Here is a 13,337-nt window from a genome sequence, read left to right as displayed (position 1 = left end):
CGCCCCATCCGCCCAGGCACTAAGCACGTACTTACGGTAACGCCTGAACCAGCGGGCCGTACCCGGCTCCGGTCTGGGCCGGAATTGTTGCCGCATCGTCAATCCTCAGCGCTCGGAATCGGCCAGCCCTCCAACGGCCTTATCGGACAAGCGCCGAGCCGGACACACCGCACTCACCACTAAATCAAGCATGCGCAGGGCCAGCGCCGAACGGTCGTATTTTTTTGCGGCGGCAAGGCATTTGGCCTGATGCACCCGATACCGCTCAGTGTCATTTCTGAAAACCTTCAACAATGAAACAAGTTGATCAACGTTTTCCGGCTCGAAGACCTCCCCCACCTGCTCCGCACGGACGATATCCGCCGACTCGCCCTCCACGCCATGCAAGACCGGCAACCCCATGCCCATGCACTCGAAAAGCTTGGACGGAATCACCGTCGTAAACAACTCGGTCTTGCGCAAATGAATGATCGATACATCGAGCACCGACCAATAACGCGCCACCTCGTCCTTGGAAACCGAATCCACAAACGTCACGTTGGCCAAACCGCGCTGCGCGGCATACTCCTTCAGCGCCCCCTTGCGTGCGCCATCTCCCAGCAGGATGAAATGAAACCGATCGCCCAGCCCCTCTGCCGACAAACGTTCGGCAGCATCCAGAATCGTTTCCAGGTGATGGGCCATGCCGTGCGTGCCGACATAGCCGCCCACGAACTTGCCCGCCAGGTCCAGGCGCTCGACCAAGGCCGGGTCCTTCTCCATCGGCTTGAAACGAGTCATGTCGACCCCGTTCGTGACTACCCCGATCTTCCGTCCATCCACGCCGCGTTCGATCAACTTGCGCTTGAAGGCATGGGTCACCGAAACGATCAGGTTCGCCTTGCGATACAAAAACAGCTCCAACCTCTCCAGCCAGCGAATTGCCGCCGAATCACCCATCGCCCCAACCGCCTTGATCGACTCCGGCCAAAGATCGCGCAATTCGAACACGAACGGAACACGCTTCAGCAGCGCCACCATCCACGCCGCACACACGGTGAAAAACTGCGGCGAAGTCCCGATCACCACATCCACCCGGCGCACGAACAAGGCCGCCAGCGTCGCGCTCACCATGAAGCTCTGGTAATCGAGAATCCGCTTCACGAACCCCTCGTTGGCCGTGATGTATGACCACACCCGGATGACGCGAATCCCCTCCATCCGATCCTGCTGGAACAGCTTGTTGCGATAACCGTCGAAAACCCGGCCCTTCGGAAAATTCGGCGCGCAGGTAATCACCGTCACCTCGTGACCGGCCTTGATCCACTCGCGACAATGCTCAAAAGTGCGGCTGGCCGGGGCATTCACCTCCGGAGGAAAGTTGTCGGTCAGAAACAGGATATGCATGTCATCACCAAGAAAAAACCATCGTCACCTCAGGGGCCTCGAACGAAACCTCCAGACAGCGACTTGGAACAGAAACCCCAAATGCCGGATGCCAGGTTGAAGGCACGACCGCAGCCCGCCCCCCGGAACATGACCAGCGCACAACCTCACCGCCCGGCAAGACCAGCCTGTCGTTCTCGACAGCCACCGCCGGATGCAGGAAAAACCGCCCAACAGCTCGCCCATAGCGCCCCGAAACCCGATCAAGCACGCGCAGACTCTTACCCGAAAAACACCACGACCTACCATGCACCGGCTTGCCGGGAAGCCTCAAATAACCATCGTGCGCCCCGTACACCAGCAGATCGCCCGGCCCCGCGCGGCCCACGCTCACATCACGGGCACTCGCCCGGCGCGCCACGCGAAAGCCGGCCCACACCTCCGACGAATTCTCGCCGTCCACCTCGACGGTGTTATGAACCTGCGTACTCCGCTGCCGCTGCCGCTCCGCATCCTCGCCGTACTGCGAAGTTCCGGAATTAACCAGAACGCGCTGGCCAAAAAGACTCAATTCGAAACTCAGCGTATCCGCATGGGCATGACCCGGCTGATACGCCGGCCCCACCTCGGCCACATCCACAATCGCCTTGCCGTTGGCCGGCAGAGACACCGAGACATAGCCCGTATCGGCCAAATGCCTCGCCGCGCAGGCATCGCCGGCATCACCAGCAGGCAGGGTGCACCCCAGCCAGGCCGCGTAGGCACGGACGGCCAGAGGCGAAGGCGCAATACCAAACGCGGCATCGTTAAAAAACGCGATCTCGCCATCTGGATGGCACATCGCATCCAGCCACGACAAACCGCGCTCCACAACACCCCGCCAATGGCCAATCCGCTCGGTCAGCGTCGCAACGCCACTGCAGCCCGCCACATTCAGCAGGTCGCACAAATCCCACAACAACGTCGCGTGATACATCGGCGACAGCTCGAAATGCCCGCCATCCGCCAAAAATTGCTCATCAATCTCGCGATCCAAAATCGCCAGGCCACGCCGCAAACTGCGTTGGCCAATATCCCCGCCTAGAAACGCCCCGGCAAAAACCAGCGCCTTACCGTTGGTAAACAAATGATTGGCCAGAATGTGCCGCTCCTCCTGCACCAGCAGCGCCTGAGCCTGTCGCGCCAGGCTATCCAGCCAAGGTTGCGGAATCGCCGTCTGGCGGGCAAACCACTTGACCCAGTTAACGATGCGCAACGAAAGCGTGTAAGGCTCCCAACCATTCCCCGCCAGAGCCGGGTTTCCCTCGATCCAGCGATCGATCAACCAGGCATGCTGCTCGCCACGCCCATCCGCATCGGCCGCATTCAGGTCGTCCAGGTAATGCAGGTTGTACAACCACAACTTCGCCTTCTCCGGCGAATTCCAGCCGCGCATCGCCGCCAGGTTGCCGCGCTCCCCCAGAAACTCGAACTCACCCAACTCAACATGGCTGCGCGCCCCGATCAGAGGCGCCAACCACGAAGCCAGCCAGGGGCGACGCACCGCCTCGCCCACCGCAGCCAAAGCGCGGTGCCGCACCCAGGGCTTGGCCAGGCGAAAATACAAACGGAAAGCCACCTGCTCCGCACGCAAATGGCGCGCCGTTCTCCACAAGCGCAGGACGCGAGCCAGCGCCATCGATCAACGCCCGGCCGCAGGCATGAGCAAGGAATCGAGCGCCGCAACAATGCGCGTAGCCGTCTGGCCATCCCATAACGGCGGGATGCCGCCCTTCTTCCACTCCCCGGCAAACAACCTGTCCATTGCCGGCTTGATCCTGGCGGGATCGGTTCCGATCAACTCGTTTGTCCCCACCGTCACCGTTTCCGGGCGCTCGGTAGAATCCCGCAAGGTCAGGCACGGCACGCGCATCACCGTCGTTTCCTCGGTAATGCCGCCGGAATCGGTAATCACCGCCCGGGCATTTTTCACCAGGTAATTGAATTCCAGATAAGGCTGCGGATCGACCAAATGCACGTTGGGCGGGAGCGCGCTCACCTCCTGCAAGGTCTTTGCCGTACGGGGATGCACCGGGAAAACCGTCGGCAAGCCGCGCGTACTCTCGCCAATGGCCGACAGCAGCGCAGCAAAGCCCTGCGCCGTATCCACATTGGCCGGGCGATGCAAAGTCACCACAAAATAATTCCCCGCCGAAAGGCCCAACTCCTCAAAAAACGGCGGCGGGCGCAAACGCGCCATGTTGGCCAGCAAGGTATCGATCATCGTATTGCCGACAAAGAAAATCCGCTCCTCGCCCACCCCGCTGCGCCGCAGATTCTCGTTTGCCACATCGCTGGTCGTAAAAAACCAGTTGGTGATCGAATCCGTCACCATCCGGTTGATTTCCTCAGGCATGGACCAATCCCCGGAGCGGATACCCGCCTCCACGTGCGCAACCGGCACGCGCAGCTTTTGCGCCGCAATGGCGCAGGCCATCGTCGACGTCACATCGCCCACCACCAGGCAGACATCGCACGGCGCCTCCAGCAACAACTGCTCATAGCGCACCAAAATCGCCGCCGTCTGCTCGGCCTGCGTACCTGAACCCACCTCCAGATTCACCTGCGGCTCAGGGATACCCAACTGTGTAAAAAAGTCCCCGGACATGCGCGCGTCGTAATGCTGCCCCGTATGGACCAGGCGATAACGCAATGCTCCCCCGGCAGACCGGTGCGCCTCAAGAGCCCGGATGATCGGGGCAATCTTCATAAAATTGGGACGCGCCCCGGCAATGATATCGATTGTTTTCATTCAAGCTTCCCAACAAGATGCGGTAAAACAAAACGCCATATTATGCCGTATTCATTTCGCCAAAATGGCGCCAACAGATAGCTCTCGCAACATGCGCTGCCTTACGTTCTCTGCCTGGCCCGGCATTTTTCCCTCAACAACCTCGACTGCCAGGCGCCTTGCAGCCTCAATCCCGGCGAAGCGCTGATAAGCCTTGAGCACCTGAAAATCGTCCAGGCCAGACGAAAAAGCCTCCCAGCGTCGGCCATCGACAATCGAGCCACCTGCACCGCGATATACCACCGCAAAGTCACGACCGCTGTCGATATCGTCCCAGCCATCGCCTGCATAAGCCCCGCGCTGGGTATCCGCATAATTCCAGAACCCCACGCCCTCTGCGCCCAGTGCAAAAGCGCGCCACCCCATCAGCCGGTAATACGCGTAGGGATCATTCAGTTTGGAAGGGCCATCCGTCATATACAGCCACAGTTGCTGGCCCGGCTTGATCTGCCTGGCCGCCGCCTCCGCCAAGCCCTTGCGATCCAAAACCTGTGCAACATCCAACTGCGGCAACAAAACCAGCGCATCGCGCACACTCAAAGTCGAGTACAGCCTGGCTCCCGGATGATTCGCTCTCAAAAAAGGCACAAACCGCTGCGCGGTCTCCAGCGAACTGCCGCGCGGCTCGTCCACCGGGTAAAGATAGACCTGCTCCCGCGCCACGCCGGCCCGCGCCAGTGCGGCATACGCACCGGCCAGCCATTGCCCCAGCAACCCCTTGTCAAACCAGGGATTACCCGACTCCGGTCCGCGCTGATCGACCCCCAGGTAAAGCAACACCGCCCGCGGCTTGTCAAACTTTGCAGCCAGCTCGGTCAGGCCCGAAAAATCGCCTCCCCCGCCCGGCACCGGCAAGGCACGATACGGCACCACCAGCACGTCAGCGCCGTGGCGCTTCAAATCCCTTACTGCGGCCTCCTGGCGGTCGGCCACCAAGGGCCAGTCCAGATAAGGCCAGACATTCCCGAACAAACGCGAAGACTCGACCACGGGTAGCACATCGACATCGAAGGCGTGACGCCAAGCCTTGCTCCCCTTGCCAAACTGCACCTCGACCCGATCGCGCCCGGCTTGAACGGCATCCAGTTCGAGCACCACCACGCCTCCGTGCGATGAATCCACGCCGATCAAGCCATCGCTGACGCGCAACGGGTCAGCCAGCAGTTCCCCGTTCAAGGCCTGAACAAATGGCGATTCAAAGACAGCCGCGCGAACCTTGCCATGCAGGCTACGCACCACAACAGGCAACGCGCCACCGGAATTCGCCTTGATCCTGAACGCCCGGTACTGGCGCCCCCCCAAGCGCAACCACTCCTGCTTCCGCAACAAGCCCGAGCCACCGGAACACCCGGCACCAACAGAAATTCGCTCATCGTCCGCGCAAGGAAACACAGCAAACGACGCAAGCTCCCTCGTCGCCCCTCCGCTCCGTGCCCTGTCATCCACCGCAAAATCCCTCGGTGCCCCCACCTCATCCAGTACACAATCCACAAACGGAGAGCGGGTGCGAACCGGCTCACGGCTCGCTGCCAGATAACGCGACCAATCGCGATGCCGCATCGAATCGACTGCTTTCGTCAGCCCCTGACGCGACACCGGCACAGGACGAAGCGCCCGGGGCGCGCCAGGCTTGGCTGGCAAGACACTGACCTCGTCGGTAAAGAAAAACTCTCCCGACGGCACGACAAAAAACCGTATAAAGCGTGCCCGCTGATTACCCAAGGTGATTTCCAGGCGCTCCCGAATCTCCCGGTCGGTGCCAACACCGGCACCTGGCGACACATGCCGGGAACAACCACCCAGCGTCCAGCTTTCCTGGTCCTCGCTGAGAAAAACATAGCTGGCCACTGGAAAATGCACCCCTGACGCCGTACCACTTGCCACGGTAAGCGCCAATTTGTCCAGATCGTGCGCCGCCCCCAGATCGAACGAAGCCTTGATCAGCCTTACCGACTCCCAACCCGCCGTTGCACTCTGGGTCCAGAAGCGTCCGAGTTGGCTGGCCTCACGACCATCGGTTAAAACGGGAGCAGAGGGATTGGCTCCGACTCGGTAATTTGCGGGGGGTTCGACCATATACGGCCGCCCTGCGTTGATTGATGAGACATCTGCCCAACACGAGACGTCCCAGCAAATAACCAAGAGAACAAAAAAGCGGCCCAGTAGGCTCATGCTAGGCAGGCGGATGTACCTCATGAAGCCAAACACGCCACTTGCTCAAGTGCCAATACTTCGCATCAAAACAACGGGCATAACGCAATGCATTCCTGCGCATGCGCTGCATGAGTGCTTCGTTCCCGCGCAGTTCTTGTAGCGCGGCGAACAATTGATCCGGATTACCTGGTTCAACCAACAGCCCTGTCTTGCGTTCCTGCACAATCTCCGGAATAGACCGCCAATGGGTCGAAACAACAGGGGTCCCCTGTGCATACGCCTCAAGAATGACCCCCGGATGCCCCTCTCCCTCGTATTGGCTGGGAAGGACCAAGGCTTCGTAGCCGGCCAGGCAGCGAGCCACCTCCTCGGGAGGAAGGACACCGATGTAGTTCAGGCCGGGCACGCCATCCAGGCGCGCCCTGGCGAATCCCTGAGTCAGCGGCCCGATGACGTCGATGCGGATACCGGCGCCAACATTGCGCTTCAGCATTTCAATCAGCGTACCCACACCCTTCGCATCATTGACATGACCGACGAACACAAACCGCCCGTTCCGCGACGAGCCGGAATCAGAGGGGGGCATGATCGAGCGACTATTTGGCAAACGATCAATCCGTGCCTTGGGAAAGACCTGCCTGAAATAATTGCCCAGATGCGTGGTTTCCAGCAGCACCAGCGAATTGGCAAAAGCCAGTCCGAACGCCTGGCGCATCAACCAACCGGAGCGTTGGTAAACCAGGTCGAGAGAACCGCCAAACGCCCTCAGCACAACGGGCTTACCGCTCAACAACGACAACAGCCGCAGGAAAGCCCCATACAAAATGAAACGCTTTGAAGAAGCGTGGAGCGTGACCACGTCGCTCGCGCTCCAACCGCCAAAAATCTCCTTCCAGGCAGACAGGGCAGCACCCAGGCGAGCCAGCTTTCCGCTACCAGCCCTCCTGTCATTCATGTCCACGACAGCCACGTCTACCGGCAAGTCGATAACGCGCTGCCGAAAATCGTCAAACAGAACAGTGGTACCGCCCAAAGGGGGGGGCAAAGGCCCAAGCGCCAACAACCTCATCAACTCACTCCCAATTGCTGCGAATAAAGCGCTTCGTAAGCCTCTGCGCACTTTTCCATCGAAAACCGAGATTCGAACACTGCGCGCGCCACCGCCCCTCGGCCATTGCCGGCAGACTCAAGTGCCTCGGTCAAACCCGCTGCGAGGGCAGCCTCATCATCGGGCGCAACCAACCAGCCGCTACTTTCGTCAATCGCATCCGGAATACCGCCAACACGGGTACAAACGCATTTCATGCCCAAGGACATAGCCTCCAGAAGCGATAGCGGCAACCCTTCATATCGACTGCAAAGCACAAAAACATCCGATGCCCCAAGAATATTGCCAATGTCACAACGAACATCGAGCAAGTGAATCCTGTCGCGTAGCGATGGAGCCAGAGCCGCGATCTCCGTTTGCAACATCCGCTTATAGGGCTCGCCAATCGCTGGATCATTACCCACGAGTACCAGACGCAAATCTTGGGCAAGGGGCCGCAGTTGCAAAAAAGCCTTGAGCAATCCCAACTGATTTTTCGTATCTGTCAGGCGCCCAACGTGGCAAATTATTCTATCCTGCTTAGTGGCTCCTATTTCATTTCGAAAATACTCTCTCGGGCTAGAGGCAAGCTCAATTACCCCGTTGTCCACTTGAGGAGGATTTAATTTATAAACCTGTCTAATACTTTCTGCGACGGCAGTCGAAATGGCGACCGGATTCCAACCTAGCGAAAACAAGTGGCCATAAAGTACCCGAGTGCGTGACGACGACTCTTTTTCTGCCAAACTATGTACGGTGTGAAATTTTGCGCCAGCCACCGGCGTTGAGAATAACGAATAAGCAAGAGCACGCAGATGTGTATGAATAACCTCAGGTTTCCACGCAAGGGTACGCCCCAATATCCTGAACGGAATTCTCAAATCAACGCCGTTTCCACTCCGCTTATCCAGAGAAATAAATTCGAATGGAGCCGTTTTTAGTCGTTCAAAAAGCGGGCTGCGCGGATCTGGCTCTGTCACCGAAACAAGACAAACATCATGGCCACGGTTAGCTAGCGCCTCAGATAGTTGAAATGCGAACATTTCGCCTCCACCGTTATATAGACTGGGGGTAACTTGCAGTATTCGCATTTCTCAATTTTGTTTGTGGATAAAAGAAAAAAATTCCGGCAAATAGCCAGTACAGATCACTAATGCGGGCACTAAAAAAAGTGGGATAAGAAATTCCATTGAACAGCATCAAGACAGCGAAAACTAGTAGCGCCTGGGTCTCTGGATCTCGGTGTCTGAATAGTTTCCAGATCATGACCATGACGATCATCATGAAGATAGCCATGCCTACAAAACCAAACAACCCGATTAATGCCAACTGCAAATTATCTGCAGGCGGCATTAATAATCCGGGCACCCCCCAAATCATTCTTTGTGGCATTTCACTCAATAATGAAATTACTGTACCCCAATAAGGTAAGCGGCTAGTAACCAAGCCTACCGATCCTTGGCCACCGAATCCAAGGGCATCAGCTAGTCGATCCAGAATCATTGGCGGGACAAACTCGCCAGCAAAATTCACTGCAACCAATGAGCACATCAAGGTTAGCCCTATCGCCCATAGCGCCATCCAGTTACGCCTAGAGACTATCCAGACGGCACCGACGATAAGAAGTGAAAGCAAGGCACCTCGAGACCCAGAAACCAGTAATCCGAAACAAGAAACCACGATCAGTGGCAGGGCCAATATAAGTGACAATAAGCCTCTGATTAAACCAAGAACCAATAGTAGATAGAATGCGCAAAATGTTCCATAGGTATTAGGCTGGCCATCGAAGAATGAATAGGCTCTGCCATAAGTAATCACATCATCAAAATCAACGTCTCGCGTGTAGTTGGCAACTAAAAAATCTGACACCGGCTCATATCCAATCCCTTGCAAGGCACCGCACATAACCGGGACAAATCCAACACTAACAATTACGCGATTCAAGAATCTCAGAGATATTCCGCCATCCCGCTCTGACTTGATTTGCAACAAAACAGCGGTCAATAGGAAAATAAATGCTGGGCGTACAAAACCATATATTCTTGCCACTTCTATCAAAGGCCCCTCGGATGCAGCATCAAACAACATCCTGAGTGCAGCGCAGAAGATGCCAATTACAAGTAAAAATACGAACCAAAAACCTAGAAACCTACGCCTATCAAGCAGCGTAGCTAATGCTTTTAAAAAACCGTTGGTTTGTACAAAAAAAAGCGTCAATACCAACACAAACAAAAAAACCTGATCTGCAGTCACACCACGCATTCCGGAAACTCCGGAAAATCTAAGAGGAGGAGAAAAGAGAAGCATCATTACATACAAAACAATAATGATTTTCGAGATAGACAATTTCATTTATCTATTCTTCGCTTCGTGTTCGCATGAATACAATGGCGGCAGTCCACAGTTCTCCAAGCAATAGAACTACCGCAAACACCACAGCCACGGCAATGGCTGACTTTCCGAACAAATATAATGAACCGATCAGGAGCAGCAACCTGCCTATATTGTTTATCGCCTCGGTATTGGGCATACCGAGGGAATGAATGCCTATATTAAAAAAGCCGACATAGACAGTTCCCAATAATCCAGCGCTGCATGCCACAAAGACCCATGCCGCATCCGGCAATGTCCTGGCATACCAGAAATCAATCACGAACCAACCGGCAATCAGGATGAGGGCCGCGCCCCCGAGGAATGCTGGAAAAAACCGGATAAGCCGGCTCAACAAAACGTTAATGCTGCCCACCGTTTCCGTTGCCCCCGCCTTCATCATTCTGGGCAGCAATACGGTGCGGATGGAATTGGCGATCAGGGTCACTATTCCCATAAAGCTGAGTGCAATGCCGTAGCTGGAAACCTCTACCGGACCAAATTGCTTCGCAATGAAAAACTGCGGTGAGTACAAGACGGCCCCGTATGCTGCACTGCTGACGAACACCCAGATCGAGTAGTTCTTGGCCTGCCGGAATGTCTGTCTCACCCCGGCCCAGGAAAGTTCATAGGCTCGCCCCCATACCCCCTGCGCCAGCGCAAACAGCAGGCCCGGCAAGACAAAGGAGGCCAGGTAAAGATACTGCGCATCCTTGCTGAGCCACAGCACGATGCCGCCTGCCAGAAGCCGAATCGTGGCGTAGAGGATGTTGCTTCGGGCATAGGATGCAAACGATTCGTTGGCCTGCTCCAGCGTCCTGCATCCCATCCAGAGATTGAGCACTGCGGCGCCAATCACCCCGTTGGCAATGATTGAATAATAGGAGCCCGGCCCCGGCGAAAAGTAGAGGCTCGCAACACTGGGCAACGCGGCCACCGCCAAGGTAAGCCATTTGGCACTCATCATGCCGTCGAGCACCAACTTGTTTTTTTCCATGCCGAAAGACCGGACCGCCGTTACATTGACGCCAAAATCAAGCAGGGTCGTCAGCATGAATCCCAGCGAGACGGCAAGGCTGAAGCTCGCAAAGCGGTCGACGGGCAATGCGCTGGCGGCGACCATCAATATCAGAAAGGTCACACCGTTTGCGATCAGGTTGGAAACCATGACCAGCGAAATTTTTTTCAGCCCGGAAGTGGCCATTCGTTACTTTGATGTTGTTGAAGTTCGACGCGATAAGCGAATAGCGAAAAAGGTGCTCCTACTCTCGCCTCACCTTGCTACTGCTTGTACGAGTAGCGATAGACGTAGCCTTTATAGCCATAGCGATAACGTTGCCGATCGGTATCAAGGTCATTGAACACGAAGCCCTTGACCGCAACGCCGCTGTGGTTGAGGCGTTTGACGGCTTGATCCAGCTCGCGGATCGGATGCTTGCCGGCCCGCGCCACGATCAATGTGGCTCCGGCATGGCGACCGATGATGGCCGCGTCGGATACCGCCAGGATTGGCGGGCTGTCGATGATGACGGTATCGAACAGGCGGCCGAGCTCGGCGAGGAGCGCTTCAAAGCGCAAATGCATGAGCAATTCGGACGGGTTTGGGGGAATGCGCCCGGTGGTGATGATCGATAGATTGGGCACGGCGGTCGGTTTGACGATATCGGCCAGGGAGGCATGACTGGCAACGTATTCCGATACGCCAATTTCGCGCAGCAGGCCGAACTCCTTGTGTATATGCCCCCGGCGCAAGTCGGCATCGACGATGACGATGCGTTTCTCGGTTTGTGCCAGCACGACGCCGAGATTTTTCGAAATGAAGCTCTTGCCCAGGCCGGGGCTGGAGCCGGTGATCAGCAGGGAATTGTGCTGGGCGTCAAGCAAAGCGAAGTGCAGTGTTGTGCGCAGGCTGCGCAGGCTTTCGATTGCATCGTCTTCCGGTTGGATTACGGCAAGTAGCTGGCTATGGCCCGGCCCGGCCTTGGGAGCCCTTGCCAGCGCTATTTGGGCCTTGCTATGTGGCACGGTGGCGTATACCGGCAGGCCCAGTTTTGCTTCGATGATTTCCGGATCTTCGACGACAACGCGTATCGCACGCATGATCCAGATAACGATCAGACCGATGAGGATACCCATGACGACAGCAATGACCACCACTGCTGCGGGTTTCAGGCCAACGGGAGTGCGCGAGACGATGGCGCTGTCGATGACGCGCACGTCGCCGACGGTGCCGGCCTTGGAGACCTTGAGTTGCTGGGCGGTATTGAGTAGCTCGGTGTAGAGCTTGGTGGAGACTTCGACGTCGCGCGCCAGGCGCAGTACGGTTTGCTGGGTGTCCGGCAGCTTGGAGACTTCGCCTTCGAATTGCTTGCGGCGCTCATTGAGGCGGGCGAGCTTGTTGTCTACGGCCTGAACGGTGGGGTGCTCAGCGGTGAAGCGCTGGCGCAGCTCTTCACGCTCCTGCTTGAGCTTCAGCGCAGCGTCTTCGATTTCGACGACGGATTTGAGAACGCCCTGGGTTTCGAGGCTGAGGTCGAGGGAGCCACGACTCTGGCGGTAGTTGTTGTAGGCGGCCTCGGCGGTGTCGACTTGTGTCTTGAGGGCGGGCAACTGGGTTTCGAGGAACTTGAGGGTGTTTTCGGCCTCGGCGGAGCGGCGCTCGACGTTCTGGCGGACGTAGGCGTTGAGGATTTCGTCGAGAACAAGGCCGATCTGCTCTGGCTTGAAGCCTTGGTAGCTAAGTTCGAGAACGCCTGATTTCTTGCCTCTCTCCTTGACCACATATTGCTTGCGCAGGTCGGTGAGGGTCATTTCCATGGAACACTTCATCAGGTTGAAGCGTGTTCCCGGGCGGGCCTTGAGTTGGGAGACGAAGGCGGAAAAGCCTTGCTTGCTGGCGCGCGTGCCGGCACTGCCTTCCAACACCGTCTGGTCGTCGTCATTGATGATGGTGTAGGCGCCGTTGTCACCGGCAACGAGGAGGAGTGCTTCGTCGAGATAATCGCGCGGCACATCGAGCGAATCGACCTGAACCTGCTCGCCACCCCATGCATAGCGTGAAAGGCCGAGGAAGGCGCCTGCCGGTTCGGCATCCGTATGGCGGCGGGCGATGGCGCTACCAAACAGGGGGAATGTCTTGGGGGCTACAACGATATCGAGCTTGAGCTTTTCAACGACACGGCCGAGGACCATGCGCGAGGTGAGGATTTCCATCTCTGCGGCGACAGTGGTGTCGTCACCCATCAGGGGCTCCAGCGCCTTGAGCGCTCCACCCGCGTGCTTTTCCTCGATCTGCAGCAAGCCGTCTGCGCGATAGACCGGTTTGGCAACGAAGATATAGGCCAGGCCAAGAACCACGGCGGCCAGGGTAATGCTGGTGATGAGCCAGCGGTATTCCATGACGGTGGCGATGATTTCGCCGATGGAGATGCCTTCTTCGTCTTCTTCCAACTGGATTTGCGGGGTACCGGGCGAGGCCATGGCTGGCGAGGTGGCTACAGGTTTGAGTTGCTCTTGTTCCATGCGTTATCC

Annotated in this window: 9 protein-coding genes; all 9 read right to left on the bottom strand. The window is 57.2% G+C overall.

The genetic code is table 11. The features are described from left to right. Window positions 1-105: 105 nt before the first annotated feature. A complete protein-coding gene (locus Q0P59_RS01410; RefSeq protein ID WP_295002719.1) occupies window positions 106-1,386 on the bottom strand; it encodes a glycosyltransferase family 4 protein in 1,281 nt (426 codons plus the stop codon). Between the two features lie 4 nt (window positions 1,387-1,390). After that, the gene (locus Q0P59_RS01405; RefSeq protein ID WP_295002717.1) at window positions 1,391-3,043 is read right to left on the bottom strand and encodes an alginate lyase family protein; all 1,653 of its coding nucleotides are present in this window, start codon (window positions 3,041-3,043) and stop codon (window positions 1,391-1,393) included. A 3-nt stretch (window positions 3,044-3,046) separates the two neighbouring features. Next, window positions 3,047-4,156, bottom strand: a complete 1,110-nt coding sequence (wecB, locus tag Q0P59_RS01400; RefSeq protein ID WP_295002715.1) for a UDP-N-acetylglucosamine 2-epimerase (non-hydrolyzing) — start codon at window positions 4,154-4,156, stop codon at window positions 3,047-3,049. 51 nt (window positions 4,157-4,207) lie between these two features. After that, complete coding sequence (locus Q0P59_RS01395) at window positions 4,208-6,271, bottom strand: glycoside hydrolase domain-containing protein (protein ID WP_295002713.1); 2,064 nt, start codon at window positions 6,269-6,271, stop codon at window positions 4,208-4,210. Window positions 6,272-6,368: 97 nt separating this feature from the next. Then, window positions 6,369-7,304 (bottom strand): glycosyltransferase family 4 protein, encoded by a 936-nt coding sequence (locus tag Q0P59_RS01390; RefSeq protein WP_295003189.1) that lies wholly within the window; start codon window positions 7,302-7,304, stop codon window positions 6,369-6,371. A 113-nt stretch (window positions 7,305-7,417) separates the two neighbouring features. Next, window positions 7,418-8,479, bottom strand: coding sequence for a glycosyltransferase (locus Q0P59_RS01385; RefSeq protein ID WP_295002711.1), 1,062 nt, complete (start codon window positions 8,477-8,479; stop codon window positions 7,418-7,420). Window positions 8,480-8,492: 13 nt separating this feature from the next. Then, window positions 8,493-9,788 carry a hypothetical protein gene (locus Q0P59_RS01380; protein ID WP_295002709.1) on the bottom strand — a complete coding sequence of 432 codons (1,296 nt, stop codon included), beginning with the start codon at window positions 9,786-9,788 and terminating at the stop codon, window positions 8,493-8,495. Window positions 9,789-9,792: 4 nt separating this feature from the next. Further along, window positions 9,793-11,010: an oligosaccharide flippase family protein gene (locus Q0P59_RS01375; protein ID WP_295002707.1), complete on the bottom strand. Its 1,218-nt coding sequence runs from the start codon at window positions 11,008-11,010 to the stop codon at window positions 9,793-9,795. A 77-nt stretch (window positions 11,011-11,087) separates the two neighbouring features. Next, a complete protein-coding gene (locus tag Q0P59_RS01370) occupies window positions 11,088-13,328 on the bottom strand; it encodes a polysaccharide biosynthesis tyrosine autokinase (RefSeq protein WP_295002705.1) in 2,241 nt (746 codons plus the stop codon). Between the last annotated feature and the right edge of the window lie 9 nt (window positions 13,329-13,337).

This window comes from uncultured Dechloromonas sp. (genome assembly GCF_945957265.1).
GTDB lineage: Bacteria > Pseudomonadota > Gammaproteobacteria > Burkholderiales > Rhodocyclaceae > Azonexus.
The sequence above is the reverse complement of the archived record's forward strand: the minus strand, read 5'-3'. Positions and strand labels throughout refer to the sequence as shown.

Coding starts and splice junctions, on each gene's coding strand:
- Q0P59_RS01410 (WP_295002719.1), bottom strand. CDS start 1,386: ATGCATATCCTGTTTCTGACCGACAACTTTCCTCCGGAGGTGAATGCC.
- Q0P59_RS01405 (WP_295002717.1), bottom strand. CDS start 3,043: ATGGCGCTGGCTCGCGTCCTGCGCTTGTGGAGAACGGCGCGCCATTTG.
- wecB (WP_295002715.1), bottom strand. CDS start 4,156: ATGAAAACAATCGATATCATTGCCGGGGCGCGTCCCAATTTTATGAAG.
- Q0P59_RS01395 (WP_295002713.1), bottom strand. CDS start 6,271: ATGGTCGAACCCCCCGCAAATTACCGAGTCGGAGCCAATCCCTCTGCT.
- Q0P59_RS01390 (WP_295003189.1), bottom strand. CDS start 7,304: ATGAATGACAGGAGGGCTGGTAGCGGAAAGCTGGCTCGCCTGGGTGCT.
- Q0P59_RS01385 (WP_295002711.1), bottom strand. CDS start 8,479: ATGTTCGCATTTCAACTATCTGAGGCGCTAGCTAACCGTGGCCATGAT.
- Q0P59_RS01380 (WP_295002709.1), bottom strand. CDS start 9,788: ATGAAATTGTCTATCTCGAAAATCATTATTGTTTTGTATGTAATGATG.
- Q0P59_RS01375 (WP_295002707.1), bottom strand. CDS start 11,010: ATGGCCACTTCCGGGCTGAAAAAAATTTCGCTGGTCATGGTTTCCAAC.
- Q0P59_RS01370 (WP_295002705.1), bottom strand. CDS start 13,328: ATGGAACAAGAGCAACTCAAACCTGTAGCCACCTCGCCAGCCATGGCC.